This is a genomic window from Xanthomonas sp. WCS2018Noco2-27 (genome assembly GCF_031843525.1).
GTDB lineage: Bacteria > Pseudomonadota > Gammaproteobacteria > Xanthomonadales > Xanthomonadaceae > Xanthomonas.
On sequence record NZ_JAVTIK010000003.1, the window covers coordinates 116,458 to 134,276 of the forward strand.

The window sequence follows — 17,819 nt, forward strand, 5'->3', positions numbered from 1 at the left end:
GTAGATGGAAATCACTCTCTCCAAGAGTCTGTTGATTGCGGTGGTGCTTGCACCGCTGATCGGCAGCATCATCGCCGGCCTGTTCGGTCGCCAGGTAGGGCGCAAGGGCGCGCAATACGTCACCATCTTCGGCGTGGCGGTCAGCTGCGTGCTGTCGTGCCTGACGCTGTATCAATTGGTGGAGCAGGGCGCCAGCCCGTTCAACCAGAACCTGTACACCTTCTTCGACGTCGGTAATTACTCCGCGCATGTCGGCTTCATGGTCGACCGCCTGACCGCGATGATGATGGTAGTGGTGACCTTCGTGTCGCTGCTGGTGCACATCTACACCATCGGCTACATGGAAGAAGATCCCGGCTACCAGCGCTTCTTCAGCTACATCTCGTTGTTCACCTTCTCCATGCTGACGCTGGTGATGAGCAACAACTTCCTGCAGCTGTTCTTCGGCTGGGAAGCGGTGGGTCTGGTGTCGTACCTGCTGATCGGCTTCTGGTTCAAGCGCCCGACTGCCGTGTTCGCCAACATGAAGGCGTTCCTGGTCAACCGCGTGGGCGACTTCGGTTTCATTCTCGGCATCGCCGGCGTGCTGTTGTGGTTCGGCTCGTTGGATTACTCCACCGTGTTTGCCAACGCGACCACCATGGCCAACGCCAAGGTGCAGTTGTTCGCGGGCCACGAATGGAGCGTGATGACGCTGATCTGCATCTGCCTGTTCATCGGCGCGATGGGCAAGTCGGCGCAGGTGCCGCTGCATGTGTGGCTGCCTGACTCGATGGAAGGCCCGACCCCGATCTCGGCACTGATCCATGCTGCGACCATGGTCACCGCCGGCATCTTCATGGTGGCGCGCATGTCGCCACTCTTCGAGTTGTCGGAAACCGCGCTCAACTTCATCCTGTTCATCGGTGCGACCACGGCCTTTTTCACCGGCCTGATCGGCATCGTGCAGAACGACATCAAGCGCGTGGTCGCGTACTCGACGCTGTCCCAGCTCGGTTACATGACTGTGGCGCTGGGCGTGTCGGCCTATTCGGCCGCCGTGTTCCACCTGATGACGCATGCCTTCTTCAAGGCGCTGCTGTTCCTGGCGGCGGGCTCGGTCATCATCGGCATGCACCACGAGCAGGACATGCGCAAGATGGGCGGCCTGCGCAAGTACATGAAGGTGACCTACTGGACCAGCGTGATCGGTACGCTGGCACTGGTCGGTACGCCGTTCTTCTCGGGTTTCTACTCGAAGGACACCATCATCGAAGCCGCTGCGCACCACGCGCACGAATCGCATAGCTGGATCGCGACTTACGGCTATTGGTCCGTGCTCGGCGGCGTGCTGGTTACCAGCTTCTACAGCTTTCGTTTGCTGTTCCTGACCTTCCACGGCAAGGAGCGTTTTCGCGATGCTCATGCGCACGACGCGCATGCACATCACGACAGCGCGCACACCGATGCCGAAGCGCAGGTGCATGCCCACGACAGCCACGCGCACGATGCACATGCGCATGGCAGCCATGGCCACGACGATCACGGTCATGGGCACCACGGTGTTCACGAGCCGCACGAGTCCAAGTGGGTGGTGACGTTGCCGCTGATCCTGCTGGCGATTCCGTCGGTGGCGATCGGTTTCTTCACCATCGGCCCGATGTTGTTCGGTACCGATTGGCAGGGCCACCACGCGGCGCACGCGCTCAAGGGGCAGGCCGTGTCGTTCTTCACCGGCATCGTCGACTTCTACGATCCGGCGCGCGATACCGTTGGTGCGCTGGCCGAAGAATTCCATGGCCCGGTCGCGTTCGCGTTGCACGGCATGATGGCGGCGCCGTTCTTCCTGACGGTCGCCGGTCTGTTGCTCGCCGCGCTGTTCTATCTGTGGAAGCCCGACCTCGCGACCAAGTCCCGCAAGGCGTTCGCGCCGATCGTGTGGTTGCTGGAAAACAAATACGGCTTCGACAAGCTGTGGATCAATGGCTTCGCCGGTGGCGGTGTTGTCCTTGGCAAGGCGTCACGCGCAATCGACACCCATGTGGTCGACGGCGTGGTCGTCAATGGTTCTGCCCGACTGATCGACCTGGCTGCAAATCTGCTGCGTCGCACGCAATCCGGTTTCCTCTATCACTACGCCTTCGCAATGATCATCGGTTTGATCGCCTTGTTGGCGGTACTGATGCATTTCTGGCGTTGACCTGTACGGAATAAGAAAACGTGTCGAACTGGCCTTTACTGTCTATCTTGATCTGGCTGCCGATTATCGGTGGCGCCCTGATCCTTGCGTTGCGCAACGCCGAGACTGCCCGCTGGGCGTCCTTGGCGGTGGCGGTGGCGACCTTTGTGCTGAGTCTGCCGCTGTTGGGCTACGACACCGCCAATGACGCGATGCAGTTCATCGAACTGCATGCCTGGATTCCGGCTTACAACATCGGCTACAACCTGGGCGTGGATGGCATCGCGGTCGCGTTGATCGTGCTCACCACATTGGTGACGGTGCTGGCGCTGATCGGCGCCTGGCGCTCGATCGACAAGCGCGTCAATCAGTACGTCGCCGCGTTCCTGATTCTGGAAGGCGTCACCGTCGGTATCTTCGCTGCCACCGACGCGATGCTGTTCTATGTCTTCTTCGAAGCCATGCTGATCCCGATGTTCCTGATCATCGGTGTCTGGGGTGGTCCGCGACGTATCTATGCGGCGATGAAGTTCTTCCTCTACACCTTCCTCGGCTCGGTGCTGATGCTGGTGGGTCTGGTGTACCTGTATCTGAAGGGCGGCAGTTTCCAACTCGCCGACCTGTACGCGCTGCAGCTGACCGCCAAGGAGCAGACCTGGATCTTCTTCGCGTTCTTGATCGCCTTCGCGGTCAAGGTGCCGATGTTCCCGGTGCACACCTGGCTTCCCGATGCGCACGTCGAAGCGCCGACCGCCGGTTCGGTGATCCTCGCTGCGATCGCCCTGAAGATCGGCGGCTACGGTTTCCTGCGGTTCAACCTGCCGATCGTGCCGGATGCCAGTCACGAGTTCGCCTGGTTGGTCATAGCGTTGTCGCTGATCGCGGTGGTCTACGTCGGTCTGGTGGCATTGGTGCAGGAAGACATGAAGAAGCTGGTGGCGTACTCGTCCATCGCGCACATGGGCTTCGTCACCCTGGGTACCTTCATTGCCTTCACGCTGGTGCGTGAGTACGGCAGCACCGACGCTGCACGTCTCGGCTTGCAAGGCGCGATGGTGCAGATGATTTCGCACGGCTTCGTGTCTGGCGCCATGTTCTCCTGCATCGGTGTGTTGTACGACCGCATGCACACGCGTCGCATCGCCGATTACGGCGGCGTGGTCAATGTGATGCCGTGGTTCGCCACCTTTGCGATGTTGTTCTTCATGGCCAATGCCGGTCTGCCGGGTACCAGCGGTTTCGTCGGTGAGTTCATGGTGATCCTGGCCAGCTTCCAGAAGCATCCGTTGGTTGCCTTCGCTGCCGCCACCACGCTGGTGATCACTGCCGCCTACACGCTGTGGCTCTACAAGCGCGTGTTCTTCGGCGAAGTGGCCAACGCGCATGTGGCCGAGCTGAAGGACATCAATGGCCGCGAGGCCTTCGTGCTGGGGGTGTTCGCTGCTGGCGTGCTGGCCCTGGGCCTGTATCCGAAGCCGCTGACCGATCTGATGGAACCATCGATCGCCAAGCTGGCTACCCAGATTGCCGCGACCAAGCTGTAACTGCTTGCCGTACGTACCGATTTTCAGGATTTGATGATGACCACGCCAACGCTCGCGCCGTTGACCACCGCTGACCTGGCTCCGCTTGTTCCGGAGCTGGTGCTGATCGGCGGCGCCTTCGCACTGCTGATGCTCGACCTGTTCATGAGCCAGCGGAACAAGGTCTGGACCCACTTGTTCTCTATCGCTGTTCTGGCCGTGGTGTTTGCGTTGTTGGCAACCGGCACAGGCGGGCAGGGCGACATTTTCAATGGCATGTTCGTGCGCGATACCGCTGCGGATGTCATGAAGACGGTGATCGTGCTCGTCAGCGGGTTGAGCCTGGTGTATGGCTGGACCTACCTGCGCGAGCGCAATCTCTATCAGGGCGAAATCCCGGTGTTGGTGTTGTTCGCCACCGCCGGCATGATGCTGCTGGCCTCGGCAGGCAGTCTGCTGATGGTCTATCTGGGACTGGAACTGCTGGCGCTGTGTTCGTACGCGCTGGTCGCATCCAATCGCGACAACGGCCTGGCCACCGAAGCGGCGATGAAGTATTTCGTGCTGGGTTCGTTGGCGTCGGGTCTGCTGCTGTACGGCATGTCGCTGGTCTATGGCGCTACCGGCACCTTGAGCCTGGCGGGCATCCATGACGCGATCGACGGCTCGGGTGAGCGCACACTGCTGCTGACCGGCACCATCTTCATGATCGCTGGCGTTGCATTCAAGCTGGGCGCCGCGCCGTTCCATATGTGGCTGCCCGACGTCTATCAGGGCGCACCGGCACCGATCGCGCTGTTTATCAGTTCGGCACCGAAGTTGGCTGCATTCGGCATGGCCTACCGCCTGCTGGAAGTGGGTATGGGTCCGTTGTCGCCGCAGTGGCATCTGCTGATTGGCGGGCTGTCGGCACTGTCGTTGGTCATCGGTAACCTGATGGCCATCGCGCAGAGCAATCTCAAGCGCATGCTTGCGTATTCGACGGTGTCGCACATCGGCTTCCTGCTGATGGGCGTGGCCGGTGGCGGCGAAGAAGGCTATGCGGCTGCGATGTTCTATGCGGTGAGCTACACCATCATGTCGACCGCTTCGTTCGGCGCGATCATCGCGTTGTCGCGCAACGGCTTTGAAGCGGAGAACATCGACGACTTCAAGGGGCTCAACGCGCGTAACCCGTGGATGGCTGGCCTGGTGCTGTGCATCATGGCTTCGCTGGCGGGCATTCCGCCGTTCCTCGGCTTCTGGACCAAGCTCGCCGTGCTGGGCGCGGCGGTGAAGGGCGACATGCTGTGGCTGGCGCTGGTAGGTGTGCTGTGCGCGGTGATTGGTGCGTACTACTACCTGCGTGTCATCAAGGTCATGTACTTCGACGAACCGGTTGGTGAGCCGTTGCCCGCCAACAACGATCGCGTCCTGGGCACAGTGCTGGGCGTCAACGCACTCGCATTGCTGGCGCTGGGTCTGGCCTGGAGCCCGATCATGGTGTGGTGCCAGCGCGCGTTTGCTGGTCTTGCGTAAGCGGGTAGACGCGCGCGACGCTGACGCAGCGGCGTTTGCTGCAGGTGTATGGCGCGGATCTGAAATAAAGTTGTGATTGGTGTTTCGTTTTTGTTGCATTGCGGTTATCATTTGCCGCGACGTTGGACACTCGCCAAAGTGTTCAACAGATGAAAAACTTAGGGCTTGCAATTGCCGCTCAAGTTCTTCATAATTCCGCTTCTGCTGCGGGGTGGAGCAGTCTGGCAGCTCGTCGGGCTCATAACCCGAAGGTCGCAGGTTCAAATCCTGCCCCCGCTACCAAGTTTGAATTGCTGCTTTAATGCGGTTTGCCTTAGGGCAGCAGTTCATGTTCTTGGATCGCAAAGACGCATGTTCCCGTCTTTGCGCCGACCCTGAGAGGTCGGGCTTTTTTCACGCAAGGGGCCCATCGGGCCCCTTGTTTTTTCCGGAACCGGAAAGTTTGCTGCCGGTTGCCGGGGTTCTACTGGCAATCATTTGATCAGGGCAGTCTGTGAGCGAAAAAGCGACCGAAATCGCGAATCTGCTGAGTCCAACGGTTGAGTCCCTGGGCTTGGAACTGCTGGGCGTGGAGTATCTCCCCGCGCCAGGTGGCGCCACGTTGCGCCTTTACATCGATGTGCCGCTGGCCGAACAGCCCGAGCGTGTGATCAACGTCGACGACTGCGAGCGCGTGAGCCGTGAAGTGTCGGCCCAGCTCGACGTCGAAGACCCGATCAGTGGCAACTACACCCTGGAAGTGTCATCGCCGGGTGTGGACCGTCCCTTGTTCACCCTCGAACAGTTCGCGCGCCATGCCGGCGAGTCCGCAAAGATCGTGTTGAAGCTTGCGCAGGATGGTCGGCGCCGTTTTCAGGGTCAGATCCTGCGTACCGAGTCTGAGTCCGAGGCCGTAGTGTTTTCGGTCGATGGCAAGGACGTCCAGATCGGCTTCGACAACATCGACAAGGCGCGCATCCTGCCGGATTGGGTTGCCTTGGGCCTGGCGCCGCAAAAACCGAATAAGCCCGGCCCGAAAAAACCCGGGCACGACAAGAAGAAACCATCCAACGAGTCGGCGGCTGGCAAGCCGCGCGCGGAGTGACTAAATGAGCAAGGAACTTTTGCTGGTAGTGGATGCGGTGGCCAACGAAAAGGGCGTGCCGCGCGAAGTGATCTTCGATGCGATCGAGGCCGCGTTGGCTTCCGCAGCGAAGAAGCGCTATCCCGACCAGGACGTGCTGGCACGCGTGACCATCGACCACAAGGACGGTAACTACGAAACCTACCGTCGTTGGGAAGTGGTCGCCGACGATGTGGTGATGGAATCGCCGGATCGCCAGGTGCGTCTGATGGATGCCATCGACGAAGCTGATGGCGTGGATGTGGGCGACTACATCGAAGAACAGATCGAAAACCCGGATTTCGGCCGCATCGCCGCGCAGGCTGCCAAGCAGGTGATCGTGCAGCGTGTGCGCGAAGCCGAGCGTCAGCAGGTTGTGGACGCATGGAAGGATCGCGTCGGCGAGTTGATCACCGGTGTGGTCAAGCGTGCCGAGCGCGGCAATATCTTTGTCGATCTGGGCGGCAATGCCGAAGCCTTCATTCCGAAGGACAAGGGCATTCCGCGCGACGTGCTGCGCCCGGGCGACCGCGTACGCGGCTACCTGGCCGAAGTGCGTTCCGAACCGCGTGGCCCGCAGCTGTTCATCAGCCGCGCTGCGCCGGAATTCATGATCGAGCTGTTCAAGCTCGAAGTGCCGGAAGTCGGTCAGGGTCTGGTCGAGATCAAGGCCTGCGCACGTGATCCTGGCGACCGCGCCAAGATTGCGGTGATTGCGCACGACACGCGTACCGATCCGATCGGTGCCTGTATCGGTATGCGCGGCTCGCGCGTGCAGGCAGTGTCCAACGAGCTCAATGGCGAGCGCGTGGACATCGTGTTGTGGAACGAGAACCCGGCCAACTTCGTGATCAACGCGATGGCGCCTGCTGAAGTGCAGTCGATCATCGTCGATGAAGACAAGCACTCGATGGACCTGGCCGTGGCGGAAGACCGCCTGGCGCAGGCGATCGGCAAGGGCGGCCAGAACGTGCGTCTGGCCAGCCGCCTGACCGGTTGGCAGCTCAACGTGATGACTGCCGACCAGGTGGCTGCAAAGTCCGAGGCTGAACAGGCATCGGCGCGCCAGCTGTTTATGGATCGCCTGGAGGTGGACGAAGAAATCTCCGCGATCCTGGTGTCCGAAGGCTTCAACACGGTCGAAGAAATCGCCTACGTGCCAGTCGGCGAACTGCTGGCGGTGGAAGGCTTCGACGAAGACATCGTCGAAGAACTGCGTGCCCGTGCCCGCGATGCGCTGCTCAACGCCGCGCTGGCCGAGGAAGAAGGCCTGGAAGGAACTCAGCCCACCGAGGACCTGCTGGCGCTTGAGGGGATGGACGAGGAAACGGCCTTTGCTCTGGCCGAGCACGGCGTGCGTACCAGCGAGGACTTGTCCGACCTGGCAGCGGACGAGATCGTCGACTTCGGAATCGAGGGCATGACCCAGGAGCGCGCCTCGGCGCTGATCCTGGCGGCCCGCGCCGAGGAGATCGCCCGTTTGGAGCGCGGCGAATGAGCCGGCAATGAACCGCGCCCTGACCCCATCAGGGCTTAGAATCAGCGTTTCCCTTGCTCTGGGCGAGGGGGCGCCAACCAGATCATAGGATCCGAATGTCGCAGCAAACCACCATCCGCAAGCTTGCCGAACTGGTCAACACGCCGGTCGATAAACTGCTGGTTCAACTGGCCGAGGCCGGAATGAAGTTCAGCGGTCCCGACCAGGTCGTGACCAGCACCGAGAAGATGAAACTGCTTGGCTTCCTGCGTCGCACGCACGGTAAGTCCGATGCACCTGCCGAAGCGGCAAGCGAAGCAGCCAAGAAGATCACGCTGAATCGGCGCAAGCTGCAGGAAGTCACGGTCAGCGCCGGTCGCACCAAGACCACGGTCAACGTGGAAGTGCGCCAGAAGCGGACGTACGTCAAATCCGAGAACGAAGTCGGCGGCCGTGCTGTGCCGATGACGCCGGACGAAGAGCGTGCCGACATCCTGGCCAAGCTCGCTGCATCGCGTCAGCGCAATCTCGACGAGCAGCAGGCTCTGGCCGAAAGCGACCGTGTGCGCGATGAAGCGATTCAGCGCAAGCGCGACGAAGAGCAGGCCGCAAAAGACCGTGTAGAAGCCGAGCGCAAGGCTGCCGAGGAAGCCGCTGCGGCTGCCAGTGCGCCGGCCCCGGTTGCCGCTGCGCCGGCGCCGTCTTCGGCGCCTGCTGCGCGTGCACCATCTTCGCCGTCTTCGGCACCGCGTCCGGCCCGTCCGGCTGGCGCGTCGCCCGCTTCGCGTCCGGCGACGCCGGCACGTCCGGATGATCGCAATAACGCAGCCAAGCACAAGACGCGCGGTTCGCACGTCATGGTGGCTGGCGTCGAAGACGATGATGCGACCAAGCGCTTTGCTGGTCAGCTGCATCTGTCGGCCGCCGATCGCGCGCGTCGTTCCAATGTGCGTGGCAAGCCGACCGGTCGTCCGGGTTCGTCGTCGTCGCGTCGCGGCAATGATGGCGGTCGTGGTAGCAACCAGAGCAACAGCGGCCCGCACGGGTTCGAGCGTCCGACTGCACCGGTGGTGCGTGAAGTGGCGATCGGCGAGACCATCACCGTGGCCGATCTGGCGCAGAAACTCGCGCTCAAGGGCGGCGACGTGGTCAAGGCGCTGTTCAAGATGGGCGTCATGGCGACCATTACCCAGAGCATCGATCACGACACCGCTGCACTGGTGACCGAAGAACTCGGCCACAAGGCAGTGCGTGCGGACAATGCCGACTTCGAAGATGCGCTGCTGGCGCATTCCGAAGACGCGCAGGGCGAGACCACCTCGCGTCCGCCGGTCGTGACCATCATGGGTCACGTCGATCACGGCAAGACCTCGCTGCTGGACTACATCCGTCGCACCAAGATCGCTTCCGGCGAAGCTGGTGGCATCACTCAGCATATCGGTGCGTACCACGTCGAAACCGGCCGTGGCGTCATCAGCTTCCTGGATACGCCCGGCCATGCCGCGTTTACCTCGATGCGTGCGCGCGGCGCCAAGATCACCGACATCGTGGTGCTGGTGGTTGCGGCTGACGACGGCGTCATGCCGCAGACCAAGGAAGCGGTGGCGCATGCCAGGGCGGCAGGCGTGCCGTTGATCGTGGCGGTCAACAAGATCGACAAGGCCGGCGCGGATCCGCTGCGGGTCAAGAACGAATTGCTGGCCGAAAACGTGGTTGCCGAAGATTTCGGCGGCGATACCCAGTTCATCGAAGTGTCGGCCAAGGTCGGTACCGGTGTGGATACGCTGCTGGATGCGATTTCGCTGCAGGCCGAAGTGCTGGAACTCAAGGCAGTGGCCGATGGCCGCGCCAGCGGTACCGTGATCGAATCCTCGCTGGACAAGGGCCGTGGCCCGGTCGCAACGGTGCTGGTGCAGCAGGGCGCGCTGAAGCGTGGCGACTACCTGGTGTGCGGCATTCAGTACGGCCGCGTGCGTGCGCTGTTCGACGAAACCGGCCATCAGCCAGCCTCGGCGGGCCCGTCGATTCCGGTGCAGGTGCTCGGCCTGTCCGGCGTGCCGGAAGCTGGCGATGACTTCGTGGTCGTCGACGACGAGCGTCTGGCCAAGGACGTGGCACAGCAGCGCGAAACCAAGCGCCGCGAATCGCGCCTGGTCGCCTCGGCAACCAACCGCATGGAAGACATCCTGGCCCAGATGGGCAAGGGCGAAGGCCAGCAGGTGTTGAACCTGGTGATCAAGGCCGACGTGCAGGGTTCGGTGGAAGCGCTTAAGCAGTCGCTGGTGGCGTTGTCCAACGACGACATCCGCATCAACGTGATCCATTCCGGTGTGGGCGGCATCACCGAGTCGGATGCGAATTCGGCAGCGGCGTCCAAGGCCACGATGATCGGCTTCAACGTGCGTGCGGATGCATCGGCGCGCAAGATCGTCGAGTCCAACGGTATCGATCTGCGTTACTTCTCGATCATCTATGACGTGATCGATCAGGTGAAGCAGGTGGCGTCCGGGCTGCTCGGCGTGGAAATCCGCGAAGAGATCATCGGTATTGCGCAGGTCCGCGACGTGTTCCGCAGCTCGAAGTTCGGTGCGGTTGCAGGCTGCATGATCATCGAAGGCGTGGTGAAGCGCAGCAAGCCGATCCGCGTGCTCCGCGACAGCGTCGTGGTGTTCGAGGGCGAGCTGGAATCGCTGCGTCGCTTCAAGGAAAACGTCGACGAAGTGCGCAACGGTACCGAGTGCGGTATCGGCGTGAAGGCTTACAACGACGTCAAGCCCGGCGATCAGATCGAGTGCTTCGAGCGTATCGAGGTTGCCCGCACGCTGTAATGGCTGCCGGGGCCTGCGGTCCCGGTCTTCCACACAGACGATGGTGTACGCAAGTTCTGCAAGGCGAGGGCGGCATGGCCGCCCGCGTTCGTTTTTGGCTTCGGTGCCATCTGGCCCTCCGAATCAACCAGGTCCACGACCATGCCAACCAAATCATTCCATCGCACCGATCGCGTTTCTGCGCAGGTGCGTCGCGACCTCGGCACGATCGTGCACGCGGCCGTGCGCGACCACGGCTTGCCGTCGGTCAGCGTTTCCGATGTCGAAATCAGCCGCGATCTGGCGCACGCCAAGGTGTTCGTCACCGCGTTGCAGCAGGAGCGTTCGGCTGAAGCGGTCAAGGGACTCAAGGAAATTGCCGGGCAGCTGCGCACGCAGCTGGCGCGCGCGATGAAGCTGCGTCACGTGCCCGAGCTGCACTTTCACTACGACGACTCGGTCGATCGTGGCGAGCGTATCGATAACCTGCTGCGTGACCTGGACGATGTCGGTCCGCAGGCCACGTCCAGCGATGAAGACGCTGATCAGCGCTAAGCGCTGTGTCGGCGGGGCAAGATTGCCGCGCCCCCTGGATTCCTGCGGACGCGCACAGCGCCCGATTCGAGCACCGATCTTTTGAAACCCCGCATCGTCTATCGCCCGCTGCACGGCATCCTGTTGCTGGATAAACCGGCCGGGCTCAGTTCCAACAACGCACTGCAGGCCGCGCGCCGTCTGTTGCGAGCCGAGAAAGGCGGCCACACCGGCAGTCTGGATCCGCTAGCCACCGGCTTGCTGCCGTTGTGCCTGGGCGAGGCGACCAAGATCGCCGGCTTGCTGCTCGGCTCGGCCAAGGCGTACGACGCCGAGGTGGTGCTGGGCGTCACCACCGATACCGACGATGCCGACGGTGAACCGCTGCGCGAGCGTGCGGTGCCTGCGCTGACCGAAGACGCGTTACGCGCAGCTTTGGCGCCGTTGATTGGCCGCATCCAGCAGCAGGCCCCGATCTATTCCGCGCTGAAGCAGGGCGGCGAGCCGCTGTATGCCAAGGCACGCCGGGGCGACGTGATCGAGGCGCCGGTGCGCGAGGTCGAGGTGCATGCGATCGAACTGATCAGTTACCACGCGCCGCGTCTGCAGTTGCGCGTGACCTGTGGCTCCGGCACTTACATCCGCAGCCTGGCCCGCGATCTGGGCGAAGCGCTCGGTTGCGGGGCGCATATCGCCTCGTTGCGCCGGCTCTGGGTAGAACCGTTCCGGTCGCCACAGATGATGACCCTGGAGGCGTTGAGCGCGGCATTGGAATCAGGCACGCGGGCCGAAGATCTGCTGCTGCCGATCCAGGCTGGGCTAGCCGATTTTGCGCAGATAACCCTCGACCAGGCCCATGCGACCCGCTTCCGGATGGGGCAGCGGCTGCGCGATCCTGCATTTCCGACCGGCCAGGTCGCGGTATTCGATCCCGATGGAAGCCCGTCAGGCCTTGGCCTTGTTGACGCTGACGGCAGGCTGTCGCCGCAGCGCCTGTTCAATGGACTGAACGGAAGTCCGAGTTGTTAAGGTTTAGTCAACTTGTTCCCGGCGCCGTGCAACGGTACAATTTCGCGGCCCCGATCGGGGCACCTCAGCGCCAAGCGCGCTTATCCCTAGCAAACGGCGAGTCCGACGGTGCGTCATGCACGTTTCTGTCGACCACGCATCTATCGAGAAAACATCATGTCTGTTGACACCCAGAAAGTTATTGAAGACAACAAGCGCAGCGCCCAGGACACCGGTTCGCCGGAAGTGCAGGTCGCTCTGCTGACCGCACGCATCGAGCTGCTGAGCGGTCACTTCAAGACCCACAAGAAGGATCACCACAGCCGTCGCGGTCTGCTGCAGATGGTCAACCGTCGCCGCAGCCTGCTCGACTACCTGAAGAAGAAGGACAACGAGCGTTATAAGTCGTTGATCGAGAAGCTCGGCCTGCGCCGCTAATCGAGTCCTACCACCGCGGTGCAGCGATGCGCCGCGGTTTTGTTTTGGTCGTTCGCAAACGCGTCATCGCACCATCAAGTTTATGGGCCGGAGCCTCCCGGCCGCCCGTTCTCGGCATGGGTCGACGACGGTCCAACGAAGACAGTTACACCTAAGGAAAAAACCTCCGTGGCAAAAATCACCAAAACCTTCCAGTACGGCAAGCACACCGTCACCCTGGAGACGGGCGAAGTCGCTCGCCAGGCGAGCGGTGCCGTCATCGTCAAGATGGACGACACCGTACTGCTGGTCACCGCCGTCGCCGCAAAAACCGCGCGCGAAGGGCAGGACTTCTTCCCCCTGACGGTCGATTATCAGGAGAAGTTCTATGCCGGCGGCCGCATCCCGGGCGGCTTCTTCAAGCGCGAAGGACGTGCGACCGAGAAGGAAACGTTGATCTCGCGCCTGATCGACCGTCCGATCCGTCCGCTGTTCCCGGAGGACTACAAGAACGAAGTACAGATCATCGCGACCGTGATGTCGATGAACCCGGACATCGACGGCGACATCGCCGCGCTGATCGGCGCATCGGCTGCACTGTCGCTGGCCGGTACCCCCTTCAACGGCCCGATCGGCGCCGCCAAGGTGGGCTACAAGAACGGTGAGTACATCCTCAACCCGACCATCGCCGAGCTGAAGGATTCGCAGCTGGAGCTGGTGGTTGCCGGTACCGCCAATGCGGTGCTGATGGTCGAGTCGGAAGCCGAGCTGCTGTCCGAAGAAGTGATGCTGGGCGCAGTGACCTTCGGTCATCGCGAACTGCAGAAAGTCATCAACGCGATCAACGAGCTGACCGTCGAAGCCGGCACCAAGCCCAGCACCTGGGTTGCGCCTGCCAAGAACACCGCGCTGATCAACGCGCTGAAGGAAGCCGTCGGCACGCAGCTGGCGAGCGCCTTCCAGGTGCGCGACAAGCTGCAGCGTCGCGACGCCATCTCGGCGATCAAGAAGGACGTGCTGGAGTCGTTGGCCGGCCGCGTCGCCTCCGAGGGCTGGAACACCGCTGAGCTGTCGAAGGAATTCGGCGAGCTGGAATACCACACCATGCGCGACTCGGTGCTCGACACCAAGGTGCGTATCGATGGTCGTGCGCTGGATACCGTGCGTCCGATCGCTGTGCAGGCTGGCGTGTTGCCGCGTACCCACGGCTCGGCGCTGTTCACCCGCGGCGAGACGCAGGCGATCGTGGTCACCACGCTGGGCACTGCACGCGATGGCCAGGTGATCGACGCGGTCAGCGGCGAGTACAAGGAAAACTTCCTGTTCCATTACAACTTCCCTCCGTATTCGGTGGGCGAGTGCGGTCGTTTCGGTGCGCCGAAGCGTCGCGAAATCGGTCACGGCCGTCTGGCCAAGCGCGGCGTGCTCGCCGTGATGCCGAGCCTGGAAGAATTCCCGTACACCATCCGCGTGGTCTCGGAAATCACCGAGTCCAATGGTTCCTCATCGATGGCATCGGTCTGCGGCAGCTCGCTGGCGCTGATGGACGCCGGTGTGCCGATCAAGGCGCCGGTCGCAGGTATCGCCATGGGCCTGGTCAAGGAAAACGACCGCTTCGTGGTGCTGTCGGACATCCTGGGTGACGAAGATCACCTGGGCGACATGGACTTCAAGGTGGCCGGTACTGCCGAAGGTGTGTCCGCGCTGCAGATGGACATCAAGATCGAAGGCATCACCGAAGAAATCATGAAGCAGGCATTGCAGCAGGCCAAGGCTGGCCGTCTGCACATCCTCGGCGAGATGGCGCATGCACTGACCACCCCGCGTCTGGAACTGAGCGACTACGCGCCGCGTCTGCTGACCATCAAGATCCACCCGGACAAGATCCGCGAAGTGATCGGCAAGGGTGGTTCGACCATCCAGGCGATCACCAAGGAAACCGGTACGCAGATCGACATCCAGGACGATGGCACGATCATCATTGCCTCGGTCAACGCCATCGCCGCGCAAGCTGCGAAGTCGCGCATCGAGCAGATCACCTCGGACGTGGAGCCGGGCCGCATCTACGAAGGCAAGGTCGCCAAGATCATGGACTTCGGTGCGTTCGTCACCATCCTGCCGGGCAAGGACGGCCTGGTGCACGTCTCGCAGATTTCCAGCGAGCGCGTGGAGAAGGTCGGCGACAAGCTGAAGGAAGGCGATCTGGTCCGCGTCAAGGTGCTGGAAGTGGACAAGCAGGGCCGTATCCGTCTGTCGATCAAGGCAGTGGAAGAAGGCGAGGGCGTTCCGCCGTCGGCCGAGTAATCGCCGCTGGTTGATGCGTCACGAAAAGCGGGCTTCGGCCCGCTTTTTCGTTGTCGGTTCGGAATAGCCCATGCCGTGTTCCTTCTCCTAACGGGAGAAAGTGCCCCGAAGGGGCGGATGAGGGTGCGTGCGAAGCCCGGTGTAGTTGAGACAGCACCATGGCTTCGCTTCGTACTCTCACGCCAACCTCTCTCCCACAGGGAGAGGGGCTAGAGCGTGGTGCCATGCGTCTGATACTTCTCCCCTCGGGAGAAGGTGCCCCGAAGGGGCGGATGAGGGTACGTGCGCAGCCCGGTGCAGTTGAGGCAGCACTAGGGCTTCGCCCCGTACCCTCACCTCAACCTCTCTCCCGCAAGGAGAAGGGCTAGAGCGTGGCGCCACGTGTCTGTTCCTTCTCCCCTCGCGAGAAGGTGCCCCGAAGGGGCGGATGAGGGTACGTGCGCAGTCTGGTGTAGTTGAGGTAGCGCCATGGCTTCGCCTCGTACCCTCACGCCAACCTCTCTCCCGCAGGGAGAGGGGCTAGAGCGTGGCGCCATGCGTCCGATACTTCTCCCCTCGGGAGAAGGTGCCCCGAAGGGGCGGATGAGGGTACGTGCGCAGCCAGGTGCAGTTGAGGCAGCACTAGGGCTTCGCCCCCACATCCTCACCTCAACCAGCCTGCCGGGAGAGGGGCTTTAAATCTTTCCTCACCCAGGCTGCTGCGTCGGCGCCGGCTGCGTTTCCGGGCGCGGCGGCACCACGCGTGGGAAACCTGGAGGCATCGTCTGCTCGGCAGGCGGTGCGGTGGGCGCAGGCAGTGGCTCGGTTGGTGGTGGCGCCAGCATTGCCGCGTCAGGACGCAGCTTCAGTAGCGCCGCCCAGTCGCGTCGGTTGAAGTCGCACAATTCTTCGTGTGCCGGCGTGCATTCGCTGGCGACGCCAAGGCTGTCTTCATTCTGATCTTGCGCGCTGTCGGACTGCGGCGTCGGCAATACCACGCGGCCGGCGCGGTCCAGCGGCATCTTGCGCATCATGACGGTGTTGAACACGTTGCCGCCAATCAGATACAGCGTGCGATCGCCACCTACATTGGCGGCCACCACCACATCGCAATGCGATTGCCATGGCATCGGTGCGCTACCGCCCAACGCGGCCTTCAAACCCGCGTAGCCTAGTGCAACGTTGCGCCCACGCAGCAGGCATAGCAGATCGCCGGGTGCGGGTTTTTCCACCGCAGGGTCGGTGAACTGGTACGGGCCGGTGGCGCCGTCGTTGTACGCGCTGCGGATGTAATCCAGATGGCGTGCGGAGCGATGAAATCCGCTCAGTCTCGCTTGCGTCATCACCCATGAAATGAAAGCGGCCGACCACGGGTTGTCGATCAGGAACGCGCGACAGTCGCTGGCGGTGTAGCGGGTGCCGTCCAATGCGGCGCAGCTCGATGCGCCGGGACGTCCGCCCATCGAGGCAAGCGTGCCGCTATCGCGCCAATAGCCTGCGACGCGTTGCCAGGCCACGACGCCATGGTCGGCGAGATAGCCGGATTCGGCCTCGGTCACGCCCAGGCTGGCAAGCCGGCCTTTGGTGTCGATAAACGGGTGCTGCCATAGACGATGCTCATTGCAGGCCGTGCGCACGATGGCGATGGCTGCAGGGCTGGTGCCGAAGCGCGGTGGCATATCGCACACTTCCGCAGCCGCAGCGCTGCCACCCAATCCTGCAAGCAGCAGGCACATCCACGGCCAGGGTCTTACGGTCATCGAACATCCTGCACGAAATCAATCACAGCAGGCTGACAGAGCAGCCTGCGCGCACGCGTGAAATCAGCGCGGGGCCGGGCCGAGTTTGAGCGACAGATCCACCGCCTGCACATGCTTGGTGAGCCCGCCGATGGAAATGCAATCCACGCCGTCCTGCGCAATTGCGCGGATGCCGGCCAGGTCGACGCTGCCGGAGACTTCCAGCGGGATACGCTGATCCACCGGCAACGCGGCGACGATACGCACGGCATCGCGACGCATCACCGGATCAAAGTCGTCGATGAGGATGCGCGTGCAGCCCACCTGCAGTGCCTCGCGCAGCTGCGCCAGCGTTTCCACCTCGACCACCAGCGGTAGCTGCGGTTGCTGGGCACGTGCGGCCTGCACGGCTGCGCTCAACGAGCCGGCGGCGCGGATGTGATTTTCCTTGAGCATCACCGTGTCGAACAGGCCGATGCGGTGATTGTCGCCGCCGCCGCAGCGCACTGCGTATTTCTGCGCCATGCGCAGGCCCGGCAGCGTCTTGCGCGTGTCCAGGATGCGGGCGCCGGTGCCGGCGACTGCGGCCACATACGCCGCGGTGGTGGTAGCCGTGGCCGAAAGCGTCTGCAGAAAGTTGAGCGAGGTACGTTCGGCACTAACCAGGCTGCGGCTGCGACCTTGCAGGGTGGCCAGCACCGTGCCAGCGCTGACGTGCTGGCCTTCGTGCACGTGCCAGTCGATGCGTACCTGCGGGTCGAGCGCGCGATGCGTGGCATCGAACCAGGGCCGGCCGGCAATCACCGCATCCTGCTTGCACAACAGATACGCACTGTCGGCTTGATCGGGAAGCAATGCCGCAGTTACATCGCCAGTACCGATGTCTTCGGCCAGCGCGCGCGCCACATCGGCGTCGACCAACGCGGCGGGCGGCGCCTCCGGCACGGTGCGCACGGACGAATTCACTTGTCGGGAAAGTCGGTGATCTGGGCGGTGCCGATGGCTTCTTCGGCCAGCAGTACCGGAATGCCGTCGTCGACGCGGAAGATCTGCTTGCGGTCGCGGGTGATCAAGGCCTCGCGCAGCGGCTGGCTTTGCGCGGTACCGTCGGCGCGCTGCAGGTTTCCGGCGGCGATGGCGGTGTTGAGTGCTTCCAGGCCTTTGCCGTCCAGTAGCGAGAGTGGCTGGCGGGTGTCGGGCGAGCACAGCAGGTCGAGCAGTTTGCGATCCATCGAAGTCTTGTCTTGCGTGGA

13 protein-coding genes and 1 tRNA gene are annotated in these 17,819 nt (G+C 62.6%); 11 read left to right on the forward strand and 3 right to left on the reverse strand.

The annotated features are described in order from the left end of the window. The first annotated feature begins 4 nt into the window (after nucleotides 1-4). From nuoL to pnp, 11 genes are all read left to right on the forward strand, one after another. On the forward strand, nucleotides 5-2,179 hold the full coding sequence (gene nuoL / locus RQH86_RS08045; protein ID WP_311238356.1) for an NADH-quinone oxidoreductase subunit L: 2,175 nt from the start codon (nucleotides 5-7) through the stop codon (nucleotides 2,177-2,179). A gap of 20 nt (nucleotides 2,180-2,199) precedes the next feature. Beyond that, nucleotides 2,200-3,702, forward strand: a complete 1,503-nt coding sequence (locus tag RQH86_RS08050) for an NADH-quinone oxidoreductase subunit M (RefSeq protein ID WP_055850090.1) — start codon at nucleotides 2,200-2,202, stop codon at nucleotides 3,700-3,702. A 36-nt stretch (nucleotides 3,703-3,738) separates the two neighbouring features. Continuing rightward, nucleotides 3,739-5,199, forward strand: coding sequence for an NADH-quinone oxidoreductase subunit NuoN (gene nuoN / locus RQH86_RS08055; RefSeq protein WP_055850423.1), 1,461 nt, complete (start codon nucleotides 3,739-3,741; stop codon nucleotides 5,197-5,199). Nucleotides 5,200-5,404: 205 nt separating this feature from the next. Next, nucleotides 5,405-5,481: transfer RNA gene (locus RQH86_RS08060), tRNA-Met, on the forward strand. Nucleotides 5,482-5,692: 211 nt separating this feature from the next. Beyond that, nucleotides 5,693-6,283, forward strand: a complete 591-nt coding sequence (gene rimP, locus RQH86_RS08065) for a ribosome maturation factor RimP (RefSeq protein WP_055850092.1) — start codon at nucleotides 5,693-5,695, stop codon at nucleotides 6,281-6,283. A gap of 4 nt (nucleotides 6,284-6,287) precedes the next feature. After that, on the forward strand, nucleotides 6,288-7,799 hold the full coding sequence (gene nusA, locus RQH86_RS08070; protein ID WP_055850094.1) for a transcription termination factor NusA: 1,512 nt from the start codon (nucleotides 6,288-6,290) through the stop codon (nucleotides 7,797-7,799). Nucleotides 7,800-7,894: 95 nt separating this feature from the next. Beyond that, nucleotides 7,895-10,606 carry a translation initiation factor IF-2 gene (infB, locus tag RQH86_RS08075; protein WP_311238357.1) on the forward strand — a complete coding sequence of 904 codons (2,712 nt, stop codon included), beginning with the start codon at nucleotides 7,895-7,897 and terminating at the stop codon, nucleotides 10,604-10,606. Between the two features lie 141 nt (nucleotides 10,607-10,747). Then, a complete protein-coding gene (rbfA, locus tag RQH86_RS08080) occupies nucleotides 10,748-11,140 on the forward strand; it encodes a 30S ribosome-binding factor RbfA (protein WP_311238358.1) in 393 nt (130 codons plus the stop codon). 81 nt (nucleotides 11,141-11,221) lie between these two features. Then, a complete protein-coding gene (gene truB / locus RQH86_RS08085) occupies nucleotides 11,222-12,148 on the forward strand; it encodes a tRNA pseudouridine(55) synthase TruB (protein WP_311238359.1) in 927 nt (308 codons plus the stop codon). 156 nt (nucleotides 12,149-12,304) lie between these two features. Further along, entirely contained in the window at nucleotides 12,305-12,565 is a 261-nt protein-coding gene (rpsO, locus tag RQH86_RS08090; protein WP_055850100.1) for a 30S ribosomal protein S15, read from the forward strand. 168 nt (nucleotides 12,566-12,733) lie between these two features. Next, complete coding sequence (pnp, locus tag RQH86_RS08095) at nucleotides 12,734-14,848, forward strand: polyribonucleotide nucleotidyltransferase (protein ID WP_055850102.1); 2,115 nt, start codon at nucleotides 12,734-12,736, stop codon at nucleotides 14,846-14,848. Nucleotides 14,849-15,534: 686 nt separating this feature from the next. On the opposite strand, the gene RQH86_RS08100 is transcribed toward pnp, so the two are convergent. The 3 genes from RQH86_RS08100 to RQH86_RS08110 all read right to left on the reverse strand — a co-directional run bounded on the left by RQH86_RS08100 (nucleotide 15,535) and on the right by RQH86_RS08110 (nucleotide 17,798). After that, a complete protein-coding gene (locus RQH86_RS08100; protein ID WP_311238360.1) occupies nucleotides 15,535-16,587 on the reverse strand; it encodes a DUF2272 domain-containing protein in 1,053 nt (350 codons plus the stop codon). A 63-nt stretch (nucleotides 16,588-16,650) separates the two neighbouring features. Next, nucleotides 16,651-17,532 carry a carboxylating nicotinate-nucleotide diphosphorylase gene (nadC, locus tag RQH86_RS08105; RefSeq protein ID WP_311238361.1) on the reverse strand — a complete coding sequence of 294 codons (882 nt, stop codon included), beginning with the start codon at nucleotides 17,530-17,532 and terminating at the stop codon, nucleotides 16,651-16,653. Beyond that, nucleotides 17,529-17,798, reverse strand: a complete 270-nt coding sequence (locus RQH86_RS08110; protein ID WP_055850108.1) for a Trm112 family protein — start codon at nucleotides 17,796-17,798, stop codon at nucleotides 17,529-17,531. Before RQH86_RS08110 ends, nadC begins: the two co-directional genes overlap by 4 nt. Nucleotides 17,799-17,819: the final 21 nt, after the last annotated feature.

Excerpts from the sequence above, each read along its gene's own strand:
- nuoL (WP_311238356.1), top strand. The coding sequence starts at position 5 with ATGGAAATCACTCTCTCCAAGAGTCTGTTGATTGCGGTGGTGCTTGCA.
- nuoN (WP_055850423.1), top strand. The coding sequence starts at position 3,739 with ATGACCACGCCAACGCTCGCGCCGTTGACCACCGCTGACCTGGCTCCG.
- nusA (WP_055850094.1), top strand. The coding sequence starts at position 6,288 with ATGAGCAAGGAACTTTTGCTGGTAGTGGATGCGGTGGCCAACGAAAAG.
- infB (WP_311238357.1), top strand. The coding sequence starts at position 7,895 with ATGTCGCAGCAAACCACCATCCGCAAGCTTGCCGAACTGGTCAACACG.
- rbfA (WP_311238358.1), top strand. The coding sequence starts at position 10,748 with ATGCCAACCAAATCATTCCATCGCACCGATCGCGTTTCTGCGCAGGTG.
- rpsO (WP_055850100.1), top strand. The coding sequence starts at position 12,305 with ATGTCTGTTGACACCCAGAAAGTTATTGAAGACAACAAGCGCAGCGCC.
- RQH86_RS08100 (WP_311238360.1), bottom strand. The coding sequence starts at position 16,587 with ATGACCGTAAGACCCTGGCCGTGGATGTGCCTGCTGCTTGCAGGATTG.
- RQH86_RS08110 (WP_055850108.1), bottom strand. The coding sequence starts at position 17,798 with ATGGATCGCAAACTGCTCGACCTGCTGTGCTCGCCCGACACCCGCCAG.